The organism is Methanosarcina siciliae T4/M, from assembly GCF_000970085.1.
GTDB lineage: Archaea > Halobacteriota > Methanosarcinia > Methanosarcinales > Methanosarcinaceae > Methanosarcina > Methanosarcina siciliae.
The window spans coordinates 2,307,367-2,329,733 of sequence record NZ_CP009506.1; the positions used below are offsets into that span (position 1 = coordinate 2,307,367).

Annotated in this window: 17 protein-coding genes and 1 CRISPR repeat array; of the genes, 5 read left to right on the top strand and 12 right to left on the bottom strand. The window is 40.6% G+C overall.

Annotation, left to right across the window (positions count from 1 at the left end; all coding sequences use genetic code 11):
• Positions 1-529: 529 nt before the first annotated feature.
• A complete protein-coding gene (locus MSSIT_RS09805) occupies positions 530-1,249 on the top strand; it encodes a formylglycine-generating enzyme family protein (RefSeq protein ID WP_231590497.1) in 720 nt (239 codons plus the stop codon).
• Between the two features lie 59 nt (positions 1,250-1,308).
• On the opposite strand, the gene MSSIT_RS09810 is transcribed toward MSSIT_RS09805, so the two are convergent.
• From MSSIT_RS09810 to MSSIT_RS09820, 3 genes are all read right to left on the bottom strand, one after another.
• Positions 1,309-2,703, bottom strand: a complete 1,395-nt coding sequence (locus tag MSSIT_RS09810; RefSeq protein ID WP_048174663.1) for a glutamate decarboxylase — start codon at positions 2,701-2,703, stop codon at positions 1,309-1,311.
• Between the two features lie 865 nt (positions 2,704-3,568).
• A complete protein-coding gene (locus MSSIT_RS09815; RefSeq protein WP_156158835.1) occupies positions 3,569-4,030 on the bottom strand; it encodes a transposase in 462 nt (153 codons plus the stop codon).
• Positions 4,031-4,156: 126 nt separating this feature from the next.
• A complete protein-coding gene (locus tag MSSIT_RS09820) occupies positions 4,157-4,753 on the bottom strand; it encodes an IS110 family transposase (protein WP_048172032.1) in 597 nt (198 codons plus the stop codon).
• Positions 4,754-5,174: 421 nt separating this feature from the next.
• Between MSSIT_RS09820 and MSSIT_RS09825 the strand changes: the two genes are divergently transcribed.
• Positions 5,175-5,810 carry a DUF2284 domain-containing protein gene (locus MSSIT_RS09825; RefSeq protein ID WP_048172037.1) on the top strand — a complete coding sequence of 212 codons (636 nt, stop codon included), beginning with the start codon at positions 5,175-5,177 and terminating at the stop codon, positions 5,808-5,810.
• A 266-nt stretch (positions 5,811-6,076) separates the two neighbouring features.
• On the opposite strand, the gene MSSIT_RS24090 is transcribed toward MSSIT_RS09825, so the two are convergent.
• The 3 genes from MSSIT_RS24090 to MSSIT_RS09840 form a co-directional block, all read right to left on the bottom strand.
• Positions 6,077-6,349 (bottom strand): MBL fold metallo-hydrolase, encoded by a 273-nt coding sequence (locus MSSIT_RS24090; protein ID WP_052721597.1) that lies wholly within the window; start codon positions 6,347-6,349, stop codon positions 6,077-6,079.
• 426 nt (positions 6,350-6,775) lie between these two features.
• Positions 6,776-7,624 carry an SAM-dependent methyltransferase gene (locus MSSIT_RS09835; protein WP_052721599.1) on the bottom strand — a complete coding sequence of 283 codons (849 nt, stop codon included), beginning with the start codon at positions 7,622-7,624 and terminating at the stop codon, positions 6,776-6,778.
• A gap of 199 nt (positions 7,625-7,823) precedes the next feature.
• Positions 7,824-9,161, bottom strand: a complete 1,338-nt coding sequence (locus MSSIT_RS09840) for a TIGR00341 family protein (RefSeq protein ID WP_048172039.1) — start codon at positions 9,159-9,161, stop codon at positions 7,824-7,826.
• Between the two features lie 480 nt (positions 9,162-9,641).
• On the opposite strand from MSSIT_RS09840, the gene MSSIT_RS09845 reads away from it, so the two are divergent.
• Positions 9,642-10,976, top strand: coding sequence for a tetratricopeptide repeat protein (locus tag MSSIT_RS09845; protein ID WP_048172041.1), 1,335 nt, complete (start codon positions 9,642-9,644; stop codon positions 10,974-10,976).
• 241 nt (positions 10,977-11,217) lie between these two features.
• Positions 11,218-11,604: a hypothetical protein gene (locus tag MSSIT_RS23165; RefSeq protein WP_148705313.1), complete on the top strand. Its 387-nt coding sequence runs from the start codon at positions 11,218-11,220 to the stop codon at positions 11,602-11,604.
• A gap of 95 nt (positions 11,605-11,699) precedes the next feature.
• Here the strand turns inward: MSSIT_RS23165 and MSSIT_RS09855 are convergent, their stop codons facing one another.
• The 4 genes from MSSIT_RS09855 to MSSIT_RS09870 all read right to left on the bottom strand — a co-directional run bounded on the left by MSSIT_RS09855 (position 11,700) and on the right by MSSIT_RS09870 (position 14,792).
• Positions 11,700-13,181 (bottom strand): ATP-binding protein, encoded by a 1,482-nt coding sequence (locus tag MSSIT_RS09855; protein WP_048172043.1) that lies wholly within the window; start codon positions 13,179-13,181, stop codon positions 11,700-11,702.
• 396 nt (positions 13,182-13,577) lie between these two features.
• Positions 13,578-14,060: a hydrolase gene (locus MSSIT_RS09860; protein ID WP_048172047.1), complete on the bottom strand. Its 483-nt coding sequence runs from the start codon at positions 14,058-14,060 to the stop codon at positions 13,578-13,580.
• A gap of 214 nt (positions 14,061-14,274) precedes the next feature.
• Entirely contained in the window at positions 14,275-14,499 is a 225-nt protein-coding gene (locus MSSIT_RS09865; protein WP_048174666.1) for a hypothetical protein, read from the bottom strand.
• A gap of 44 nt (positions 14,500-14,543) precedes the next feature.
• The gene (locus MSSIT_RS09870; protein WP_048172050.1) at positions 14,544-14,792 is read right to left on the bottom strand and encodes a hypothetical protein; all 249 of its coding nucleotides are present in this window, start codon (positions 14,790-14,792) and stop codon (positions 14,544-14,546) included.
• A 337-nt stretch (positions 14,793-15,129) separates the two neighbouring features.
• On the opposite strand from MSSIT_RS09870, the gene MSSIT_RS09875 reads away from it, so the two are divergent.
• Positions 15,130-16,791 carry an IS1634 family transposase gene (locus MSSIT_RS09875; RefSeq protein ID WP_048172052.1) on the top strand — a complete coding sequence of 554 codons (1,662 nt, stop codon included), beginning with the start codon at positions 15,130-15,132 and terminating at the stop codon, positions 16,789-16,791.
• A gap of 289 nt (positions 16,792-17,080) precedes the next feature.
• Positions 17,081-18,456: direct repeats of the CRISPR family, unit length 37 nt; unit sequence GTTTCAATCCTTGTTTTAGTGGCTGTTGCTGTTTTAG.
• A 387-nt stretch (positions 18,457-18,843) separates the two neighbouring features.
• On the opposite strand, the gene MSSIT_RS09885 is transcribed toward MSSIT_RS09875, so the two are convergent.
• Both MSSIT_RS09885 and MSSIT_RS09890 read right to left on the bottom strand, forming a co-directional pair.
• Complete coding sequence (locus tag MSSIT_RS09885) at positions 18,844-21,300, bottom strand: nSTAND3 domain-containing NTPase (RefSeq protein ID WP_048172055.1); 2,457 nt, start codon at positions 21,298-21,300, stop codon at positions 18,844-18,846.
• Positions 21,301-21,369: 69 nt separating this feature from the next.
• Positions 21,370-22,365, bottom strand: a complete 996-nt coding sequence (locus tag MSSIT_RS09890) for an RAMP superfamily CRISPR-associated protein (RefSeq protein ID WP_156158836.1) — start codon at positions 22,363-22,365, stop codon at positions 21,370-21,372.
• Positions 22,366-22,367 lie beyond the last annotated feature (2 nt).

A 22,367-nucleotide genomic window follows, 5' to 3' on the forward strand; every position in this document is an offset into this window, starting at 1 on the left:
ATTTACTTATCTGTGAATTTTAATGAGATTCTCCATGTCAAGATATGAATTGTCTGTTCCTTTTTGAGTCGCAGACTTGACAGGTTCAGTCCCTCAAGGGGTATCAATAAAACAGATCCTAATTTCGGATATCCGGATAATATCACCCGGTTAATAAGGGATCACCTAAAATTGAAACTCAGTCTAAATAATGCAAACAGAATTAAAAAACAAAAAATTAATAAAAATCAAACAGGAAGAATTAAAAAACAGAAGAAGAAAATAGCAAGAAGCTGAAGAGTATTTCTTATTTTTACTGGAGTTGTGAGCCTCTGGACCCAAACAGATACCTTTGTAAAGAATGTACATGCTCAAAAGCATCTGCATCTACGTTTGAGAACTTAGCTGAAACTTTGTCTGAGGACTTACCTGATAACTTGGCTGAAGCTTTAGCTGAGAATTTTACTAAAAACTCAGCCAGTACCGGAACTGATAGTCAGCCGGAGATTCGATTTCAGACTTCAGTGGCAGTCAAATCGGAATCTATACCATGATCTGGAACTCAATCGGAATGGAGTTTGTTCTGCTTCCTGCAGGAGAATTTGATATGGGTTCTCCTTCCCGTGAGAAGCGCAGAAAGCTCTGGGAAAGCCCCGTACACAGGGTATCTATAAAAAAGCCTTTTTATCTTGGCAGGTATCCGGTTACACAGGAACAGTGGAGTAAAGTTACGGGAAGTAACCCCTCATATTTCCGGGGGGAAAAACATCCGGTTGAAACTGTTTCCTGGGAAGAGGTTCAGGCTTTTATCCGAAAACTTAATGCTTTTGAAACTACTGGCGAAAGGAAATCAGTTTACCGCCTCCCCACAGAAGCCGAGTGGGAATATGCAGCAAGAGCAGGAACCACAGGCAGCTACTTTTTCGGGAACGACGAAACGAAACTTAAAGAATATGCCTGGTTTCTTGAAAACTCAGGACTTGAAACTCATCCGGTCGGTTTGAAGAAGCCCAATCCCTGGGGGCTTTACGACATCTATGGAAATGTAGGTGAGTGGGTGCAGGACGAGTACCATATCAGCTACAAAGGAGCGCCTCCGGACGGCAGGGCATGGGAAAACCAATTCCAGGGAATATCCACTCCCGTTAGGATAAGAAGGGGAGGGGGCTGGAACGGAAATGCAGGCTGCTGCAGGTCTGCTGAAAGGCTTTTTGCGCCGCAGGATCAGAAATTCAACAGCCTGGGATTCAGGGTTGTTAAGGAGGTTTGATCATCTGTAACTCCCCTAAGAAACCTTTTTATGCCCGTTGTTTACAGATATTGGCCGGATTAGCAAATATGGGCCATCTCCTTTTCTGATGGACATGGTTTTTCTGTCCCGGATTCAGTTCCGTTTTCAAGGAATTGGCAGGCTTTTTCAAGGTCTTCGACTATAATTGATGCCATGTCCGGAGTGAAGTTTTCTCGTACGACGATGCGCATTATCTCGATATCCGCCGCATTTTCCGGGAGACAGTAGGCAGGGACTATCCATCCTCTTTCCCTCAATTTGTGCGAGAGCTGAAGCAGGGAATAACCAGTTTCCTCTTTTTGTCTAAAAGCAATTATAGGGAGCCTTTCTCCTTTGTTCAGCATTTCGAAACGGCCCAGACTGTCAACTTTCCTGGCGAGATCCTGGGAAACGTCAAGGATTTTTTTCATTATTCCGGTATAACCAGCTCTTCCGAACCTTAAAAAATTGTAATATTGGGCCGCAACCATTGCACTGCCTCCTGAAAAGTTCAGGGTGTACGAATCTTCCATTTCCCCAAGGTAGTTTACATGGAAAATCAGGTCTTCGGGGAGGTCACTTTTATTACGGAAGATCAGCCAGCCAAGGCCCGGATAAGTCAATCCGTACTTATGCCCTGAAACATTTACGGATTTTACTCTTTCCAGCCTGAAATCCCACTCAAAATCCGGTTCGGTAAAGGGCAATATGAAGCCGCCACTTGCAGCATCGATATGGATGGGTATGTCCCAGCCTTTTTCTTTCTTATATTCCAGAAGTAAATCGTTAATGTCTTTTACAGGATCTATTTCTCCTGTAAAGGTCGTCCCCAGAACGCAACCGACACAGATCGTGTTCTCGTCAATCCTCTCTGCGACAGCTTCAGCCGTGATTGTGCGCTTGTCCTTGTCTATAGGAACTTTTCTGGCATCAACATCAAAGTACCTGGCAAACTTATCCCAGCAAACGTGAGCATCGTTTCCGAAAATTATGTTTGGCTTATCAGTACCTTGCCCCCCTGATTTTTTCCAGTTCCACTTATGAGCCAGCAAACCCAGCATTATGGCTTCCGAAGAGCCAGCTGTTGACGTGCCCACAAAATCGGTGTGATGGCCATTAAAAAGGCGGCCAAGCATATTCACAATATTATGGTGAATAACTCTGGAAGTTTGGGGATATTCGAAAATATCTATGATATTTTTGCTGATGTTTTCCATGACAAGCTTATCTGCTTCCGGTTCCATCCATGTGTTGACAAAACTTGCCAGATTCAGGAAAGGATTGCCGTCGAGACTCTGCTCATCATGTACCAGTTGATAAGCTGCCCTCGGGCTCATACCCTCCTCGGGAAATTCATACTTGGGAATTCCTTTATCTCTTGTTTTTCGGACATATCTGGCACTATATGCTCCAACACGATATTTCTTCGATTCATCCAAACTTTCCAGATTCATTTTCCTCGAAATCGTAATTTCAACCCCCTTCAGATACAGTAACATAATCCTCTGTCTCTCAAGCTTACTTTGAAAATATGAAAAAATACAAAGTTGCTGAAAGGCGAGTTTGGGCTTCTAATTAATTATCTCTACTCATTTTAATAATAATCGTCTAATTCTTTTTAGCTTTAAGATATGCAGCTTACTTCTGGACGTTTCATAAACTCTTACACCAAATTGCCCATTCAAAATAAATTTCAAGGAAACCAACATTTTGCTTTTGAAGAGATTTTATGGAAATCCCATAAATGATGTAGCACCCTTGACCCCTGCCCGCTTTTTCCAGGCAGGGGTAAAAAAGGAGTTGCAGGTGCTTTCTACGATTTAGGAGGCGATTTCATATTTGTGTCTGTCGGGTAGAGACACTTCTCTATACTACTAACTGATATTTAATACTTTTGTTTTCTTTTTTGTTACTCATTGTTAATTATATATCTTTTTATATTACCTTTATAGGAGTACTATTTTCCCTGAAAGTTTGCCGTTAAAGATTGGTAAAATATTAAAAGTCAATCCTTAAATCAAGAAACACAAATATGAAGGACACAAGATAGAGAATATGGTTGTGCGGGTCAGAGATATTCGTAATTTAGACATGTTATAAATGATTTTTTACATTCCATTTTTTAATCAAGATAACTCCATTATGAAAAAGCCGCGCTGTAAGCGCGGTAAATTTCCGTGAAGACGTCTAATAAGGTTGTTTTGTTTCCTCTAAACCTACAAATCGTTCTTCCTTTTTTACATCTATCAACAAAAATCTATAGCCACCACTACCGTTATTCAATCCTTTTCCTCATCTCTCCTCTCCTACCAGGTTACTTTATGTCGGGACTTGGAAAGGTTTTTTATTCTTTTCTACCGACCAAATAATCCTTATCATCTTTTTAGCTGCCGCACAAAGTGCAGTATTGTAGTGTTTCCCCTCACTTATTTTCTTCATGAAATACTGCTTTATCACCGGATTATGCATCTTTGCTTGCACAACAGCTCTCCCCAAAACCCATCTTAACAATCTTGATCCTCTTTTGTTAGGTCCTGAAATAACTTCCTTGTTCCCAGACTTTTTTACTTTTGGATCATATCCTGCAAAAGCGACTATCTGGTCTGGATGTTGAAAGTTCTCCACGTCTCCAAGTTCCGCCCAGATCATAGCCGCCATTAAATCACTAATTCTAGGAATTGTCTGAAGGTAATGCTTATCCTTCAACGTTTCCCAAGCAGCCAAAATCCTGGTTTCCACTTCTTTTATCTGGCTTTCCATGTATTCAATCAGGTTAAGCAAGGACTTGACCTCCAAATAATAAAGCCTCCTCCAATAAAGTCAGGAGAAATTGAATCTTTCGCCATTTCTAAGAGTTTTCTTGTTTTCTCAGGACTGTAATGATTTCTGCTCGTTTTTTTCATAAACTCATAGAGCTTTTCCTCTCCCATTCCCAAGCATATCTGAGGGTCTTGGTACTTCATTTAGAATGGCTATAGATGTTTTAGTGAATATGCTGGAAAACATCTGGTCATATCGGGGAAAGATAAGATGTACGTTACGTATTAACCGCTTCTTTAGATTAGCCACATTTGATTTCAACTTGAAATGGAATCCACAGTATTCTTTCAATTCCATTCTTTTTTTATCGCCATAACAGGTTTTTGGCGCCTCCCCAAATTGAAGTATCGCAGCAATTGTTTTTGCATCGATTTTATCGGTTTTTGATCCCCTAATGTTGACCGCTGCAAACCCCTTTACCTGAGAAGGATTGTAGGCATGAATTTCATAGTGTTTTGAAAGTTCCGAATATATGGCATACCAGTATATTCCCGTAGCTTCCATTCCAATCCGAGGAATTGAATTTAATCTATTAGATACTGATTCCACACGTTCTATGAATTTCTCGATACTGCTTTTTAAATTCTTGATTTGGATATACCTTCCAATCTGTTTACCCTCATCGTCCAAAATACAGGCTTCATGAGCATCCTTAGCGATATCAATACCGATGTTCAAATACATTTTTTGATCCCCCACAATACGATTTTATAGGCTGGAGACCAAATATCCCTCTGCTCTCTACAGATCGTAAGCTCGTGGAAAATCGCCAGACTCTGTGAGCACAGAGCTGTAACATGTTAAATTGCCGGAGAGCCGTAGGAGTGAGGGTGGTAGTCTAAGATAGCCGGACAATGCCGTAAGTCCTAATAACTACCCTCCCAGCCTACGTTTGTTTTTATGAAAATGCAGCAATAAAAGTATGCTGCAATTATCATTTATACGAGTCCTTTTGAGCGAGTGATTAAGAGTTAAGTGATCTATTGCCTGCGTCAAATGTATTTGAATAAAGTTAAGTATTATTCGGTCTTCTGGTAAAATGGCGAAGAGATAAATGACTTCTGTGCCGTTTTTGAGTGAAAAATAGGTTTGAGAAGGGAAGATTATGCCGTTTCAAGATGTAACCTCCGAAGAACTTGAGTTCCTTGTGAAAAAAGCCCTTGAGCTGGAAGCTGTTGACGCAAAGATAATTCCCACCTATCAGGTCTTTGTGGAAAAAAGGGTTGTCTTAAAGTGCAGAGGCTGTATAGGGTACGGGAAAAAACTGACATGTCCGCCGCATGTCCCTACGGTTGACGAGTTTCGGGAAATACTTAAAGAGTACAGGTATGCCCTGCTTGTCAAGTTCCGTTCGCCTGCGGTTGCTGATGAGGAGATTGCAAAAGCCCCTTACAAGACCTGGCTTGACCCGGAAGCCCCTGCAGAAACAAAGGAAAAAGCAGGAAAGTTCTGGGACGACTATTTCGACTACAGCAAAAAAATGCTGCTCTCAATGCTCGAGCTTGAAAAGGCGGCTTTTAACGAAGGTTTTACCTTTGCAGTTGCATTTGTCAACGGTTCTTGCAGGCTCTGTGAAAAGTGCAATGTGGAAAAAGGGCTTTGCGTTCATTCAAACATGGCGAGGATTCCGGAACATGCTGTCGGGATCAATATGAAAAAGACGGCAGAAGAAGCTGAAATGCCTCTGGCATTCCCTATCAAGGGACAGCCTGAACCCATGTCCATCCTTTTGATCGACTGAAGCAGGAGACTGAGACAATTACAGTTTTACTTTCCAGCTTTTTTTCCTTCTCGGCTATCTCGCCTCAGGGATTTCCGCCAGATACATAGGTTGTGCCGACCGAATTGAGTATATTGTGCCGACCGAATTGAGTATAAATTGTTCCGGCATCTCTTCGGCAAAGCGGTTTATTGCTTTCCAGCCTGTGCAAGCGCAACCACTTATAACAACAAGCCCTTTACCTTTCAATTTTATCACAAGTCCCTGGTCATCCCGGAAGGGGTAAGTTATCCAGTTCCCGTTAACCTTTGCCTCAGCCCGGGGAAACCTTTTTCGAAGGGGATTTTGCGCTCGATCTCGCCGGTTGTGTGGATAAGACCGTTTGCAATCGGGAACGCTTTTTCGGACTTTACGATGTCAGCTCTTGCTTCTTTCAGTTCTCCTTCATCAAGTTCGGGCAGTATTAAAGGGTGCCCGATTACAGGAATATTAAAGCGGCGTTCAAGGAGGGCATCAGGATGAAGAACAAGTGGGACTTCTTTATCCTGCTCTCTACTCACGAATTTCAAAAGGTCAACAAGCTCGAGAAAATGGTCCGGATGTCCATGGCTGAGGGCAACAGCTTCTATTCTGCCAAGCAGCTTTCAAAAGCTCTGCGTTATTAAATAGGTTGGCTGGAGTGACTGCTGCATCCATCAACACGGTGTGCTCCTCATTCCCTGCCCATACTTTGATCAGGCACGAAAAGCCGTGTTCGGCAAAAAGTATCTGCGGGAAAAAAGGTAACTGAGGTCGTCTGCATACGTCGGTACTTTCTATTAGAAATATATCCGTGTAATTATCCATAAGGACTGTTATTTCCAGTCGGTCTATTTCCAGTCGGTCTGCTTCCCGAATATCTTTATACGTTTTTCAAAATCATCTGAACCATTATCGAGAGACCTTTAGACTAACCGATATTTTCAATTCACCGGCAGGTAATTCGGCTAGACTTTCCTCGCAGCTATGGCTATCCAGTCTCCGCCTTCTCCGTACGTTTCTCCCGAAAGACTGTTCCATACCTGCTCAACTTCAAATCCGCTCTGCTCAAGCGCCAGGCTTATTGTTTCAAGGGAATAATCATGTATCCAGAGCCTGTATGTCTTTACCGCTCCATCTTCGTCTGCGATGATATACTGGTTCATCCGGGTGTCATTTTCCGGGTAATCGAATCCTTCTTCCAGCACGAGGTGCTTGCCGGGCCTCCAGAAGCCGTCTTCTGAGACGTACCACCTGTTCTTAAGCCCTTCCCGCATTCGAAGCGCTCGTGTAGACACATCAAAGATGAAAATCCCTTCATCCTTCAATGCCCTGCGGATGAGGTTCAGGAGAAGGTCTAGTTTTTCCTCGGAAAAAGTACAGATTTCCCCGTATATCTGAAGCACGACATCAAAGGTTTCCTCATACTCGATGTCGAAATAATCAGTGCAGACATAATCAATATCAAGCTGCTCCTTTTCAGCCAGATTGCGGGCATAGTCTATAGATCTCCGGGATATATCGATTCCTGTGACCTGCACGCCTTCCATGCATAACCTGCTGCTATACAGACCCGGGCCGCATCCAGGGTCGAGCACCCTATCTCCTGTTTTCAGGAAACCTGAACCTGTAAGGTGGTGAACCGTTTTTTCGATTTCTGCAGTTTTCCGGCTTGCCCCATCATGGTTCTGGTCAAGGTGAGCTTCAAGCATGCTCTTTGAGATATGAGGGTCATTCCAGAATTCGGGTTCCCCGGGTTCGAAAAGACGGGGTTTTGAAGTGTGGGAGAAGATGCTGGGGAAGTAACTCCGGGTCATGGTAAATCATCATTAAAAATGGATAGATGCTGATGGATATATGTTAAAAGAATAGGATGGATAAACATCCTGTGCAGTTAATCGGGTTCAAAAGTTAAAAAGTAATTTGATTTTCATGGGGTTTCAATTGTTTTTTAATATCAGTTCTCACGGTGCGCAGGAAAAAAGGGGAATTTCCGGTGGGAGGGTGTCCCGGAGCTTAATCTGATGTCTGCTGAGCTATGGCAAAGCCGACAGTGACTTCAACTTCCTTGCCAGTGACTTCTTTCAGTCGTTCTTCAGCTGTGCTGGCAATATCAGGAGGAATTTCTTCCCCGGCTTGATACCCCACGACAAAATTCACAATGACCGGTTTTTTCTGCAGGGGTACTGTGGGTATGAGGTCGACGATCATTTCCAGCAGGATGTCTTCGGGTTTATAGTCTATATTTATGATCCCGCTCAGTATAAATCCTGCTTCTGCATATTCGGGTTCTTCAAACATTATCTCAAGTTCCTGGTTAACCTGCTGTTCAACAAGGGCGGCCTGGAAGGATGTGTAAGTAACAAGAGCGAGGATTATGGAGAGGAAGGCGATTGCAATAGCAAGAACTGCTGCACGCGAGATCACCTCGGCGCGTGCACGACCAACAGCTTTTTCCTCAGCCGGACGAAAGCCTGAAATCCAGAACAGGATGAGGGCAGATACGTTGATGGCAAGCAGGTTCACGAGCACCAGTACAGCCGCTGTCAGCGCAATATCATAGAATCCCCAGGCAAACCCGAGCCCCGATGTTGCAGCCGGAGGAACGAGGGCAACGGCAATTGCCACCCCCACAAGGGTCGAACCTGAGCCCCGCATAATGCTTATGGCGCCGGCAAGCCCTGAGCCCAGCGCAAGGAAGAGGGACAGGAAGTTAGGGCTGGTACGCTCAGCAATCTGGCCTATGTCGCGGATATCGAGACCAGGAGGCAAAAGCAGTGTTCCTTTCACGATTGCGCCTATCGCAGCAGCGACCAGGATTGCAAGCAGGAGCCCTCCTACCTGTAGTTTTATACCACGGGTGGTAAGTTTTCTCTCATCGATGACTGTCCCGACGCTGGCTGAGATTGCCGGGCCCATGAGCGGGGCAACCACCATTGCCCCTATGATTGTTGCAGCAGAGTCAAGTAGCAGCCCTCCTGTAGCGATAATAGTGCTCAGGACAAGAAAAGCACAAAAAGTGGAAGTTGCGGGTGCGAGGTCTTCCGCACGTGCGATGAGTTCTTCCCTGGAAATGCGAAGTCCGGAATAACGTTTCTTCAACGCTTCCAGGCGTGAGGAAACAACCGTCTCGGGTGACAGGACGATTGTGTATGCATTTTCGCGGATTCCCGCTTCACGCAGCTTTTCGAGCACAGGCTCGACCCCGATAGGAGGTATGGGGAACTGTACCAGGGCTTCGAACTCCCCTCTCCCTGTTTCGTCCCAGACCGCATAGTCGATCTTCTCGTTGTCAAGCACGGCCAGGACCGGCTCTCGTTTCCCCACCGGAATAAGTACCTGGACAATACGCATAATATTATTATGGTATTTTAATATATAATATATATTATCAATATTGGGATATAATGGAAAGTTTTATAATATTTTTAGTCAAACTTATCTAAATATATTATATCGGTAACTGAAACAGAAATACGTTATCTGTCGGTCTTTTTAACCGGGGAATGTCTATTTGCATTTTAATTATATCAGCAGGTTTTTTTCCATGTGAAAAGATTATCCATTCGTATCAGTTATTTCATAACAGTCATTTTGGCTTTTCCGAAACTTCGAGGAGGTTATTTCTCGTCTCCGGAGATATAATAAGTTCACAGGATCAGTTTGAAATAAGAGAACGGACTTTGAAATAAGATTTCTCGGAGAATTTGCCGCCCGCAGGGGAGGTTGGGTGTGTACCTAATTCTCATGCAAAAAAAGAATCACTCTATCAAATCACTCTAAACCGAATTACACGGAAAATCACTCTAAACCGAATTACACGGGACCGATACTATGGCAACTGATTTTAAAAAAAATCCAGGCAGGACAGGCAAGGAAGGCAGGCCAGACAGAGCAGGCAAAACAGGAAAAAAAGGCGCAGGCAAGAAAGGCAGAACCCCTAGGACCGGTGCGGGCAGGGCAGACAAATCCAGTGAAACAGCATATGACCGCCTGAAAAAAGCCCTTGAGCCTTATCAAAAAACCCTGGAGACAAACCCTGAGAATGCAGCCGCCTGGGCAGGTAAAGGCTCGGTTTTTCTGAGGCACAGGATGTATAAGGATTCCCTGAAAGCCTATGAAAAAGCCCTTGAGATCGAACCTGAAAATCCCGCCTACCTCTACGAAAAAGGTTTCGTGCTCCTTCAGCTCAACAGGGAAGAAGATGCCCTGCAGACGTTTGACAGGCTGCTTGAGATAAAGCAGGATCATGACAAGGCCTGGAACCTGAAAACCTCCGTCCTCTGCAGGCTCGGACAGCATGAAAAAGCCCTTGCAGCCTCTGAAAATGCCCTTGCTTCAAACCCCAAACTGGCTGGCGCCTGGCATGCAAAGGGCACTGTCCTTTCTGACCTGGGCAGATATGAGGAGGCCATAACAGCCTATGATGCCGCTCTTAAAATAAACCCTAACCTCGCCCGCGCCTGGGAAGGGAAAGCCTTTGCTCTCTACAGCCTGGACCGTCCGGTTGAAGCTGCAATAGCTTACGATTCCGCCCTCAAGATAAACCCGGACAATGCAAAGACCCGGGTCGGGAAAGCAATGGTCCACCTCAAGCTCGGTAAATATAAAAAAGCACTTGAGCCCTGCAATAAAGCTATCTCAATCAAACCAGATTTAGCCGAAGCCTGGTACTGCAAGGGTATGATTCTTGCCGGTCTTGAAAAAGACGACGAAGCCCTCGGAGCCTTTGAAAGAGCCCTCCGGATCCGGCCGGACTATCCCGATGCCCGACAGGCAAGAAACTCCATAAGTTCCAAACTCGGAATCGACTTCGATGAAGAGGAAGACGAAGAGGAAACGGAAGAAGAAAAGCCGAGAGCCAGGAGGAGCTTCTGGACAAGAAAAGAGCCCACAAGCGAGATAGTGAAGAGAAGCCGGGGACAGGAAAGAGAGCAGAGAGGAGGAGCTAAAAGAGGAGAAGGGACAAGAAAGGGGCCAAAAGGAGAAGGAGCTAAAAAAAGCGGATGGGAAAGGAAAGAGCCGAAAGGAGAGGGAACTAAGAAGAGCGGATGGGCAAGGCAAGAACCAAAAGGTGAGGGAACTGATAAAAGCAGGGGCCAGGAAAAAAGGCAAAGAAGAAAAGTTGTCAGGAAAAATCTTGGAAAAGGAGGAGAGAAAAAGAAGTAACTTTCCTTTTTTCCGGGCTGGTCAGGTGTTTAACCATTTATTTACAAATGGTTGGTCAGGTGCTTAACCACTCACTTATAAACGGCTGGTCGGATGTTTATCTCCCTGCTCATATTGTGATCAGTTTGCTTTCAAGAGCTAAAAAGTAGTATTCTTTAAAAGTAAATTCCCTCTTCGGGAATAAATTCTAATTTTCTCCGGATGGATTTTTATATATTGAGTGCACTTCGTAGCAGAAAACTTGTCCAATATTATAAACCTGAAAGAATTTATCTGTGACCAGAAAGGTGATCTTACGCTTCAATATGTGACTCAAGTGTATGATGTGTACCGCTCAACGGGAAATCATTCAAGGTATTGCCGGGATGTTTTGTCGAACGTTTTGAACGAGATGGAATTTAAGAAGCCGCTTTATTGTTTTACCCTGCCAGGTCTCCTTCTTGTTTCAGGTGGGCTGTATGTGACCCTGAATTTTTTACAGACACCTTACCCCGGAGAGATCCCTGGTTTAGGGCTGACTATTTTACTTCTGTTGCTACTGATTTTCTTCGGAATCTGTATGGCTTTTGCCGGATTTCTGCTGCATTCGATTACCGGTTTTATCCGATATAAAAAGAGCAACGCCTGAAAGTTTGCAATATCGGTTTTTATGGTGAGCTTCGTCCGCTCAGGAGGGAGATGCTCTGTTAATATTTTTGTTCTCAGGAAGCTGGGGAAAAGAAGTTACAGCAGAAGCAGGAAGATGGAAGCTGGTAATGTAACATATTTTCCGCTGAGATCAAATCTGTCTTTTGAAACAAGGATTCCTCTTTCAAATACAGTCAGGCCCCGATAATCGCTGCTGTTTATCCGGTTCTGGTATTTCAGTTCTATTCCGAGAAGAATGCTTCCCTTTTCTTTCAGGACAAAATCAACTTCTTTTTTGCCGCCGCCTGTTTTCAAATAGAAGACGCGGTCATGAGGGGAGAAGACGTCGCTCGGATATTTTTCATATATGAAACGCAGCAAATGGGAATGAAAAACGGATTCTACCAGTTTGCTTCTGGTTTCGGGGCTGCTGAGATAGAGATTTGCAGATTCAAAGTAGTCAGTAAGGCCTGAAGCCCAGGCGTGCAGGGCATGGAAGATGAAAGGGTCCCGGAAGTAGATTTTTTTCGCTTTTTTGAAGTTTGCAGTCTTTTTTGGAAGGTCAAGGGGATAGAGCACGTTAAGGACAAAAGAGTCTTCAAGGGCAGTGACATATTTCCGGACTGTTACGTGAGCTCCGATATCGGTTTCATCTGTGATACTCCTCCAGCTAACGGGTGTTGTAAGCTTTCCGGCTATGCTTCTGAGAGCCTGTTTTACCGGCATCTCCGGAATGTTCCAGCGGGCCAGGTCGCCTATGAGGGACTGTATATAGATTTCATAGGTGCTGCCATCGATTTTGTTTTTTGAGAAAAACTCGTTAACAGCTCTCGGGATCCCTCCGGTGAGCAGATACTGGTCAAAGAGCCTATCAAGTTCGGGCTGGTAGAGGAGGAGCATGTTCAAGAGAGGGTCAGCTCTGCCTTCGGACAGGTTTGAAAGGATTTCCTTCCTTTTTTCGGCTTCAACGAGCCTGTTTGCTTCCATGAACTGCTTCAGGTCGGAGTTAAGGGTCTCCGCATATTCGGAAAACTTCATCGGAAAAAAGATCTTATCCAGAGTCCCTTCTCCTTCCCCCCTCCTCCCCGGAAGCCTTTCGATGCTGCTCTTTATATCGATCGAGTGAGACCCTGTCAGGACTACGGTTGTATTATTCAGGGCTCCGGTATCAACAAGGTACTTCAGTCCCTTTTCCCAGTCCCGGACCGAAGAAATTTCATCCAGGAAAATATATTTTCTCTCCAGCCGGAAAGCTGCCGCCCACTTAAGGTAGAGATCCAGACCCTCAAAAAGCTCTTTTTCATCAGCCACAAGGTCACAGGTAAAGTAAAAAACGCTCTGGAAATACTCGATTTTTTCAAGCAGCTCCCGAATTATGAGCTTGACCAGCGTAGTCTTTCCAACCTGCCTCGGCCCCCTCAAAGTGTAAATCCTGTCCCTGTCAAACTTCAGCTCCGAAAGAAGCCCCGGACTCCACTTCATGAGCGATTCATCCAGTTTTTTCAGTTTGGCATCATCCCGGATAGCAGCAGGATTCCTCCACCAGGGGTTCTGAGCCGAGAGTTGCATCAAATCCATATGGTTTATTCTATGTCCTTTGTGGTTTATATAATTTGGTTAGATAATTAACCACTTATTTATATGTAGCTGGTTAGATGTTTAACCACATTATTATAAGCAACTGGTTAGGTACTTTCCCCAGGTTTATATATAACTGGTTAGATACTGATCTCTCTATATTCTAGAAGAAGATTCCAAAAGAGAATAAACCAGCTTTCCAGAGCTGGAAATTAAATCTTTCCTTCTCAGGAAAAAATTCTGTTTGCCGGCATTCCAACTCTTTTTTAATATATTTTTTCTGCCACCGGCCAGAAGAAGAAAGATCCCGGATCAAAATTTCCGCTCAAGTAACTATAAACTCTATAAACTCAACTATCAGCCTGTATACTCAAACCGCCGCTATTCTAACTCGATTTATTGGACTTCTGCAATAATCACAACATAATTCTTCCCGTATTTTTCGGCACAGGCCGGACAGGTGGTATACCACATATACCATTTCTTAATTTCAAGCCCCTGCCCTTTTGCATACCCTTCAAAGTCCGCACACCATTCCCCTGTTTTTTCAAAATCTCCCTCGTAGACTTTGCTCAAAAACTTCCCGCTCAGGGTCAGGTTTTCAGCTCCCTCGACCTCTCTATCAACAGCCAGATAGAGGTCCATATTGCTTTCTGATGTGTGGTCCGACAGGCAGAGCCAGTCAGGAATTTCAGCCCCTGCCCTGGCAACTTTTTCGTTCATCCTCATAACTACTTCCCCGAAGTTCAGGGGCATGTAATTCTGAGTGGTCACGGAATCTTTGATGAACTTTTTATTCTTCCATTCAAAGAGTTTGCCGTCCCAGGGGGCGGGGTCAAACGGAGGACAACATTCCGGAGTTTCGGTTTCGCTGGTCATGACTATTCTCCCATTTAGAGAATTACTCCGGGAGTTATTTTAGGCTTTGGGTTCCGGTGAGTTTGGGGGTAAAATTAGTTTTAGAATCTGTCCGAAAAGTCAGTAATGCATGTTGAAAAGTTACAATGCGTCTATAATATCAAAGTATCTGCTACGGGTTTGCATATCAGAGGTTGTAAAAGTTACAGCAGGTAACTACTTTTCTGATAGGCTCTTAGCCCACCCTAAAAAATGAAGAGCCATCTTCTTTGTTTATGTCCCCAACGTACTCACGATATATTACGTACTTGCCATTTGCTTTTTTCATGCACCTTACCCCAAGTCCACTCTTCTTCAACATCGCTTTTCTCTTCCCGGCATCGGATTTATCCAGTCCGAAATAACTGAGCTCATCGAGCATGTAGGTTTTACCATTAAATTTCCTAAAAGTTTTATGCATAGCGACCCCGAAGCTATTTAGTTTTGAATAGAGAGTAAAGGCTGTCACTGACTTTCTTTAACCTGATATACAATCTCGCTTCCATCTTCCCCTGTTTTCCGAATACCCTCACTACTTATGATATAATCATCAGTTTCAGAAATGTCAGAAGCGTGATCCTGTATCGCTCTAATTGCCTCACCAATTGTAACAGGTTCATCTGCATTATCCGGAATATGAATCGGTTCATCTATTCCTTTTTTTGCGATTAATGCAAGTTTTTCCAGTGCTTCGATCAGAGTCATTTCTGTCATGGATTTTATTCCTCCTTCCAGAAGTTCTTTTCTTATTCTGCCCTAATATAGTTTGGGTCTCTTCTTCTATGTCTTTTATCTTCACAATATCTTTTTTTCAGTCCAGGAAAATCCCCGGCAGCCTGCTTAGAAGATGAAAATAATTTCCGAAAACCGCTGTTAAACTGAAGTTTCAAAGAAACGTGATTTTAACCTCACTTTTCTCTAAAAAACAGTATCAGCTGACCTTTTGCAAATTTTTTATTTGTAGATCCTAAGTTTTAAATTCACTTTAAAAAGTCTATTAGTATTGTTTATTTCAAAAATTTATTTATATAGGTAGATCATAATTAATACTATGGTATTTTTAAGAAAGAAACTCGTCAATGGGAAACCTTACTGGTATATAGTAGAATCTGCCAGAGTTGATGGAAAGGTAAAAACCATTTTTCAGGTTTATCTGGGTAGCGCAGAAAAAATACTTGAGATGAAAAGGCAATGTGAATCATTGCCCTATGATAAACTTAGATCCTTTGATTACGGCAAGCTTGCCGCACTTCTTCATGTGAATGAAGAACTTGGATTCATTGACATAGTTAACAAGCATACTGACAAAAAATTAATAGATGGATTGAGTGTTGGAGAATACCTCTTACTTGATGTAATCGGAAAAAGTCACGGCGTTTTAAGTGAAAACGGGATTGAAGAGTGGTTCAAAAAATCCCCTTTAGCTTTCATGTGGAAATTCCCGCACAAGTTAAATTGTCAGAATTTTTTGAACCAAATGAATTATGTCGACTTAGATACTATGAAAAAGATTGTAGACGATCTCTGCAGAGTTCTTGTAGGAAAGGGATTAACTCCATCAATAATGTTTGTGGATGAATCAAACTGGTTTACATATGCTAACAATTATGATGACGAGAGCGAACTGCTTCATAAAGGATATAACAAAAAGCATAGGAAAGACAAAAATCAAATATGTGTTTCGCTAGCTGTAAACGAGGATAACATACCTTTTATTCATGAAACATATCCTGGAAATGTTCATGACTCTGAAGAATTTTCAGGCATAGTAGATAAAATCATAAACAGACTGACTGAATTAAATATCTGTTCTGAAGATCTTGTTCTTGTTTTCGATAAGGGTAACAACTCAAAAGATAACATTGAAAAGGTAACCTCAAAAATGAGTTTTGTAGGATCTGCAAAAACAAATCAAGCCGAGGAGCTTCTCGATGTTCCGCTTTCCAAATATGAGTGTTTATACAAGAATTCGAAAGGTAACAAAATTTTTGGATACAGAACAAAACACCAGTTTTACGGAGCAGAATATACAACCGTAATAACCTACAACGAAGGAACTTACAAGCTTCAAAAGAGCACTTATGAAACAAACAAATCAAGAATAATTGATAGTTTGGAGGATCTCCAGAGAAGATTAGAAAGCAGTAAAGGAAAAGAAAGAAACAGGAGCAGCGTAGAACGTGAGGTTGCAGGAATTATTCTGAAAAAATGCAATAGCGTTATAAAATATGAAATAATTGATGCTCTGGAAGGGAAGAATTTTCCTCAGTTAAAGTTCTGGATTGATGAAGAAAACGAAAAAAAGTGCGAAAAGACGTTTGGGAAGAACGTCCTATTTACGGATAAGCAAAAGTGGCAAACTAAAAAGATAGTGAAAACATATAACAGTAAGAATCTTGTTGAAGATGATTTTAAACTGTTGAATGATCACTTGCTTGTTCCTGTAGGACCAGTATATCATCACAAGGATGAAAACATTAGAGTTCATGTGTTTTTGGCTATGGCTGGCCTACTTTTCTACAGATACCTGGCATGGGAGACCAAAATGTACGGTTTCTCTTTGAAAAAGCTCATTGAAAAACTGTCTGAGATCAAGATTGCGGTAGTTCAGGAAAAAGAGTCCAAAAAAAGCAAAATTATTGTGGAAGAAATGGACACAAAACAAGCATCGTTATTTTCTTTTCTAAACATGGAAAAATACCTGCCATATTAACAAAATCGTTATTGGCAGGATTATTCTTTTATTAGGCATACACAAACAAAGCCAGAGGATAACGGAAAATCACTCATCTTTGAAAGGTGAGTTAAATAACCGATTGCTGACCGTAAAAAAAGTTTTTACAAAACTTTCTGTATGCTTTGCTCCGATTTCCAGCTTCCAGGACCAAGATAATAAGCTGCAAATCCCTAACAGCAAGCAGTACCCGATATTCTCCAACTTTCAAAGAATAAACTGGAGTGTTAGCAGGAGTTTTAAGCTTCCTGGAAAAATCAAACCCGCAGTTTTAATCCTTGTTTTGGTGGCTGTTGCTGTTTTAGCTTGACATACTTTCTCTAGAGGAAAAGTTGAGAGTATGTTTCAATCCTTGTTTTAGTGGCTGTTGCTGTTTTAGTACTGTCCATACTTCCTTTTATTAAAGAAATAAATAAGTTTCAATCCTTGTTTTAGTGGTTGTTGCTGTTTTAGTCCGGAAAACGTAACATTGGTCGAAGACGACCAAAATAGTTTCAATCCTTGTTTTAGTGGCTGTTGCTGTTTTAGTGTCGGAAGCCGTATCCAGGTTCCCTGGAAATGAAGCAGGTTTCAATCCTTGTTTTAGTGGCTGTTGCTGTTTTAGTGGTAAGCCTCAGCTTGACACGGGAAGAATTTTGAAGTTTCAATCCTTGTTTTAGTGGCTGTTGCTGTTTTAGCTGTCCAGCATGTAAGGGTTCAGGATCAATCAGGCAATGTTTCAATCCTTGTTTTAGTGGCTGTTACCGTTTTTCCTGGAAGTAGGAATAGGATTGTATCGTAATACAAAGGGTTTCAATCCTTGTTTTAGTGGCTGTTACCGTTTTTCATGGAGATGAATTAATGAAAGATGCAGTCAATTTTATGTTTCAATCCTTGTTTTAGTGGCTGTTACCGTTTTTCTCTGTCTTATAGGTATAATGGATATTTTAGAACATAGTCGTTTCAATCCTTGTTTTAGTGGCTGTTACCGTTTTTCAAAAGGAGAGGAGAGGCAAAATGATTATAGATTATTGGTTTCAATCCTTGTTTTAGTGGCTGTTACCGTTTTTCAATATAAAAGGAGTGAAAGAATGTCAGGGGAAGAATTTGTGGTTTCAATCCTTGTTTTAGTGGCTGTTACCGTTTTTCCAGAATGAAATTGTTGCTTGCCGTGTTTCTTATCAGTTTCAATCCTTGTTTTAGTGGCTGTTACCGTTTTTCAAAAAATACATAGAGATCAGGTTAGAGAAAGAGAATGTTTCAATCCTTGTTTTAGTGGCTGTTGCTGTTTTAGAAGGATACAATAGAGGTAGCCTTGAGTTTTATAGAAGTTTCAATCCTTGTTTTAGTGGCTGTTGCTGTTTTAGATAATGTTGGATAACATACAAACCTGCAAGATTGAAGAGAGTTTCAATCCTTGTTTTAGTGGCTGTTGCTGTTTTAGCGGAACATTCCACATTCCTGCCCCGTGGTTCAATGGGTTTCAATCCTTGTTTTAGTGGCTGTTGCTGTTTTAGCGTGAATCCGAAATCGTATTTGAAGAACAAATGCGAAGGTTTCAATCCTTGTTTTAGTGGCTGTTGCTGTTTTAGATGTCAAAGCTTATTTCTTCCCAAGAAGAAATGATCGTTTCAATCCTTGTTTTAGTGGCTGTTGCTGTTTTAGAGGGTCGTTTTCCCTTATTTTCAGCAAATTATTAAGTAATCTCAAATCTTAAAACCAGTATCAAACAGCTTATTTTTTACTTTAACTGTCTAATCTTTGGAATTTACCTGTTTTTGTTTTGGTCAACAAAATTTGCTGGTCGACAAATAACTGGATAGTATATAAGGAGCAGCAAGTTATAAACTTTTTCATTTTACACTGCCCGATATTGATATTAGTTTTTTGGTAGTGAACATACATGTACTTTGGAATGAAATTCTTTAGGAACTTGGGGGTGAGCAGCAAGTATCAAATTTGATTTTCAGCAAATTATTAAATAATTTCGAATATGAAAATCAAAATCAAACAAATAATATTTTATGTGACTGTATGATAGTTGGAATTCTATTATAATTTTGATGATATTTTAGCGGCGTACTTTGCAGTTTTCTCATTATTGGATAATTGGGATAATATAATTGCACGTGAATCTGCTGAAAGCTTTTCAAAATTCATTTCAATAGATTGTACAATGTACTTAGTATTCGGAGAATCGTCAAGACACTTATACAAAATGTTTTTTAGTTTATCGGATGTGTTGTCAAAATTTTTAATAATAGCTCTTGCAACAAATTTTTCACATTTTTCATCATTTGAAAGTTTTAATAAACTATATTCAAAGACATCAGTAGGAATATTTTGACATTTATCTGCAATTGCCTTTGCGATATGGGATCTATATTCTTCTTTTTCTAACATATTAAAGAGTACACACTTTAAGTGATCAGGAAGAACTCTATAATTTTCAATGATAGCACGAGCTATGTCCTTGTCAAAGTTCTCTGTTTTGTAAATTTCAATTATTAAATTCTTTGCCTCATCTGAAAGATTATTGTAATTATCTGTCAAGGCTCGTGCCAGGTGGCCTGCAACTTTATTATCATGCGACATATCAAACAGTAATGTCTTCAATTCTTCGGGAACGACATAAAAATAATCCGTTATAGCTCTTGCAATATCTTTTTTCAGTCCCTCTTCCATATATAAATCATGTAGTAGGGTCTGTGCTTCTTTTGGGAGATTTGAGTAATTATATACAAGAGTCCGAACTACAGATCTTTTTGCACTATCACTTTTTGCCAATGTGAAAAGTAAACCCTGAATTTCATTTGGAAGATTGCTGTAATTATCTGCTATAACCCTCGAAATATAACCTGCAGCATTTTCGTCTTCAGCTAATTTCCATAAAAACTTAGAATAGATTTCTGGAAAAATAGTTGTGGAACATTCTTTTGCTGTAAGTAGATATTTTAAGGATTGAAGGTATGTTGGATGTGAAAATCTTATTCGGTCATTAAAAATCTCGATTTTATCGCCTCTAAACCATTCAATAACCGAAGAGGAACTCAAAGCATCTTTGATTCCAAATTCTTGAACCATTTCAATATATTTTTCTTTAACGAACTCCAGTTTAAAGGAACCCGATGTAAAAGGAAACGACAAAAATAAGATTTTATCTTCTGAAAGAGTGCTAATTTCATCCGCAAAACTTACAGCTGCATCTCTTGACTTTTCAATTATCTTTTCATGCAAAATTGCAGAGTCTGTGATATTGCGACTTGTAACGCAAAAATCTCTAATCCGGAGGGGAGTTGGCAGACTGATAGGTAATTTTAGTTGCTCCAAGATGTAAGTTTTAAGTTCTACATCAGATAGCCATATGCATCTATTTTTTTTCGCCCACATGAGAAGAAGCTTTTCTCTTTCATTATAATCTTGAAAGTTACTTTTCGCATTGAGCTTTTGCACAACCTTTCCGAAATCAATAGAGTAGTTGTGAGAATTGAACTCTTGAAAAACCTCACTTCTAGAAGTTATTATTAAATATATGTTCTCAAATTCACGAATTTTATCTATTATTGCTTTAATCTCTTTTTCCAGTAATTCTATTTTTTCGTACTTATTTTCTCCAAAGGGATCTTCAAAATAAAATATCTGTTTTTCCTTTAGATCAGAGTCGATTTTTTCAAACCCTTTTTTCTTTTCATGTAATGAGTTCTCTGCCCTTTTCCATACAGGCTGATACTCTTTTAAGTAATATTCCCATAAAAGCCTGACAGCAGTAAACGTTTTGCCAGATTCGGGATTTCCAGTAATAACGACAACTTTATTGTTTTCTAGGATTTTCTTTATTTCATCATATTCTTTGGGAATAACGAAAAGTCTGTCTATTCCCTCATATATTGAGCCTTTAGGAATCCCGAGTGTATTTAAGAAGTTAAGACTTTTTGCCCATCTTTTGAAGCTCACGGTGTCAACATAATATAAATATTTCTTTTTATATTCTTGTGGATTAAAGATTTCCTGGTCACAGTAGTCCAATTTTTGGTATAAATTCTCTGTGAATAAAATAAAAGTAGTCCTAGTTGATTCGTTATGAGTGGCTTTATAAAATTTGCTGTATTCACCAATAATATTATTTTTTAAAAAATAAATGGTAGAGTCTTCGTCAATAAAGGAGTCACTATTAAAATCTGTATTTTCTTGATAACTTACACTGCCCAGAGCGATTTCAAAAGGAAAATCTTGTTGTAGTTCTATAATTTCAGAAATAGAAATAAGCAATTTCTGAAAATCTTCCGAAACTATTAACCAATCATCGCGCCCCGTACTTATTCCAATAAAAGATTTCCTCTTTTTAAGATCTTCTACTTTATTTTTTAGAAGTTGTCTTAATTTATGTCTTATATGGCTGGGCTCTATATTTTGATCATGTAGATCATATGTATCTACGATTCCTTTAGCACGATTTTCGAATCCTAATATGTCAATGTAACAAAGATAATACTCTTTTGTATCCACCATTTTAGAGCCTCTTTAAAAATGGGATATTAATTCAGAAACAATTTCATATAATTTTTAAAATTGAATGTGTCACTCTAAATTCGCAAATTTAAGCAGCCCAAAGGAACCAAGTTCAATCTTGTTAATTTTTTCTTCAAAGCAAGTACCCGGAACAAACGCAACCCCATTTGAACTCAAATACCTTCCAAAACCCTTTTTCAGATCGTACATTCTTCCTACAAGTGGCTCAAGCTCACCTCTATATTTTATAGATTTCTCAGAGTCCAGTAACAGATGGCCGAATATAGGAACTCCTTTATTACCATTATCTTTGTTGAAAATCAAACGATCTTCAGCGCTTTCAAGAAACCAGTCAAAAACAGGGGTACGCTCAATCTTTTTCACTTCAGTTATTCTCAATTCCAATTTCCCGAATCCATATCTAAGATCTCCCCCAACATGGATTTCATTTAAAGCTTCAAACAACTTTATTGAGGTATTCTCATACCCAAGTTCTATCTCTTCAAATTTTTCGCTGTTTTTTACAGAACATTTTTCAGAAATGTCTTCTTTCACAAAAAGATACCCTTTCCAATAAACCTGCATAACTCCACAATTTATTTTATCCAAAGTTTTGCAATTTACCTTGTTCAAGATATATTCGGTCTCATGCAAACTTTCATCCATTGCCGAGTTCCTGTTTCCTACTGTTGCTGTGGAAACAAAAGAGCTAATGAAAGTGGATTCAAATTCTCTTTCGGAACACTTGCCATATTTTAAGCCTTCTTGCGTAAAGATTGGATTAAATGTATGTTGAATGTTCCCATTTTCTTGGTCTGTAATCTCTGGAAAGAAATACGTATTTTTTACATATCTTTCAATACATTTCCCAACCTCTTCGTAAACTTTGGGATTGTATTTTATTCCTTCGTCAATTAATTTTCTTGCCGCGTTTGCGGTTAGAGCGCCCCACATTGTTTTACCAGGGATATACCTCCGGGCTTGCTGAATAAATCCTATTTTTCGACTGCCGATGAAGATAGGAGATTTTGCTTTAAATCTTATCTCAAAGCATGTATAACCCATAG

Excerpts from the sequence above, each read along its gene's own strand:
- MSSIT_RS09805 (WP_231590497.1), top strand. The coding sequence starts at position 530 with ATGATCTGGAACTCAATCGGAATGGAGTTTGTTCTGCTTCCTGCAGGA.
- MSSIT_RS09810 (WP_048174663.1), bottom strand. The coding sequence starts at position 2,703 with ATGAATCTGGAAAGTTTGGATGAATCGAAGAAATATCGTGTTGGAGCA.
- MSSIT_RS09820 (WP_048172032.1), bottom strand. The coding sequence starts at position 4,753 with ATGTATTTGAACATCGGTATTGATATCGCTAAGGATGCTCATGAAGCC.
- MSSIT_RS09825 (WP_048172037.1), top strand. The coding sequence starts at position 5,175 with ATGCCGTTTCAAGATGTAACCTCCGAAGAACTTGAGTTCCTTGTGAAA.
- MSSIT_RS09835 (WP_052721599.1), bottom strand. The coding sequence starts at position 7,624 with ATGACCCGGAGTTACTTCCCCAGCATCTTCTCCCACACTTCAAAACCC.
- MSSIT_RS09840 (WP_048172039.1), bottom strand. The coding sequence starts at position 9,161 with ATGCGTATTGTCCAGGTACTTATTCCGGTGGGGAAACGAGAGCCGGTC.
- MSSIT_RS09845 (WP_048172041.1), top strand. The coding sequence starts at position 9,642 with ATGGCAACTGATTTTAAAAAAAATCCAGGCAGGACAGGCAAGGAAGGC.
- MSSIT_RS09855 (WP_048172043.1), bottom strand. The coding sequence starts at position 13,181 with ATGGATTTGATGCAACTCTCGGCTCAGAACCCCTGGTGGAGGAATCCT.
- MSSIT_RS09860 (WP_048172047.1), bottom strand. The coding sequence starts at position 14,060 with ATGACCAGCGAAACCGAAACTCCGGAATGTTGTCCTCCGTTTGACCCC.
- MSSIT_RS09865 (WP_048174666.1), bottom strand. The coding sequence starts at position 14,499 with ATGCATAAAACTTTTAGGAAATTTAATGGTAAAACCTACATGCTCGAT.
- MSSIT_RS09870 (WP_048172050.1), bottom strand. The coding sequence starts at position 14,792 with ATGACAGAAATGACTCTGATCGAAGCACTGGAAAAACTTGCATTAATC.
- MSSIT_RS09875 (WP_048172052.1), top strand. The coding sequence starts at position 15,130 with ATGGTATTTTTAAGAAAGAAACTCGTCAATGGGAAACCTTACTGGTAT.
- MSSIT_RS09885 (WP_048172055.1), bottom strand. The coding sequence starts at position 21,300 with ATGGTGGATACAAAAGAGTATTATCTTTGTTACATTGACATATTAGGA.
- MSSIT_RS09890 (WP_156158836.1), bottom strand. The coding sequence starts at position 22,365 with ATGGGTTATACATGCTTTGAGATAAGATTTAAAGCAAAATCTCCTATC.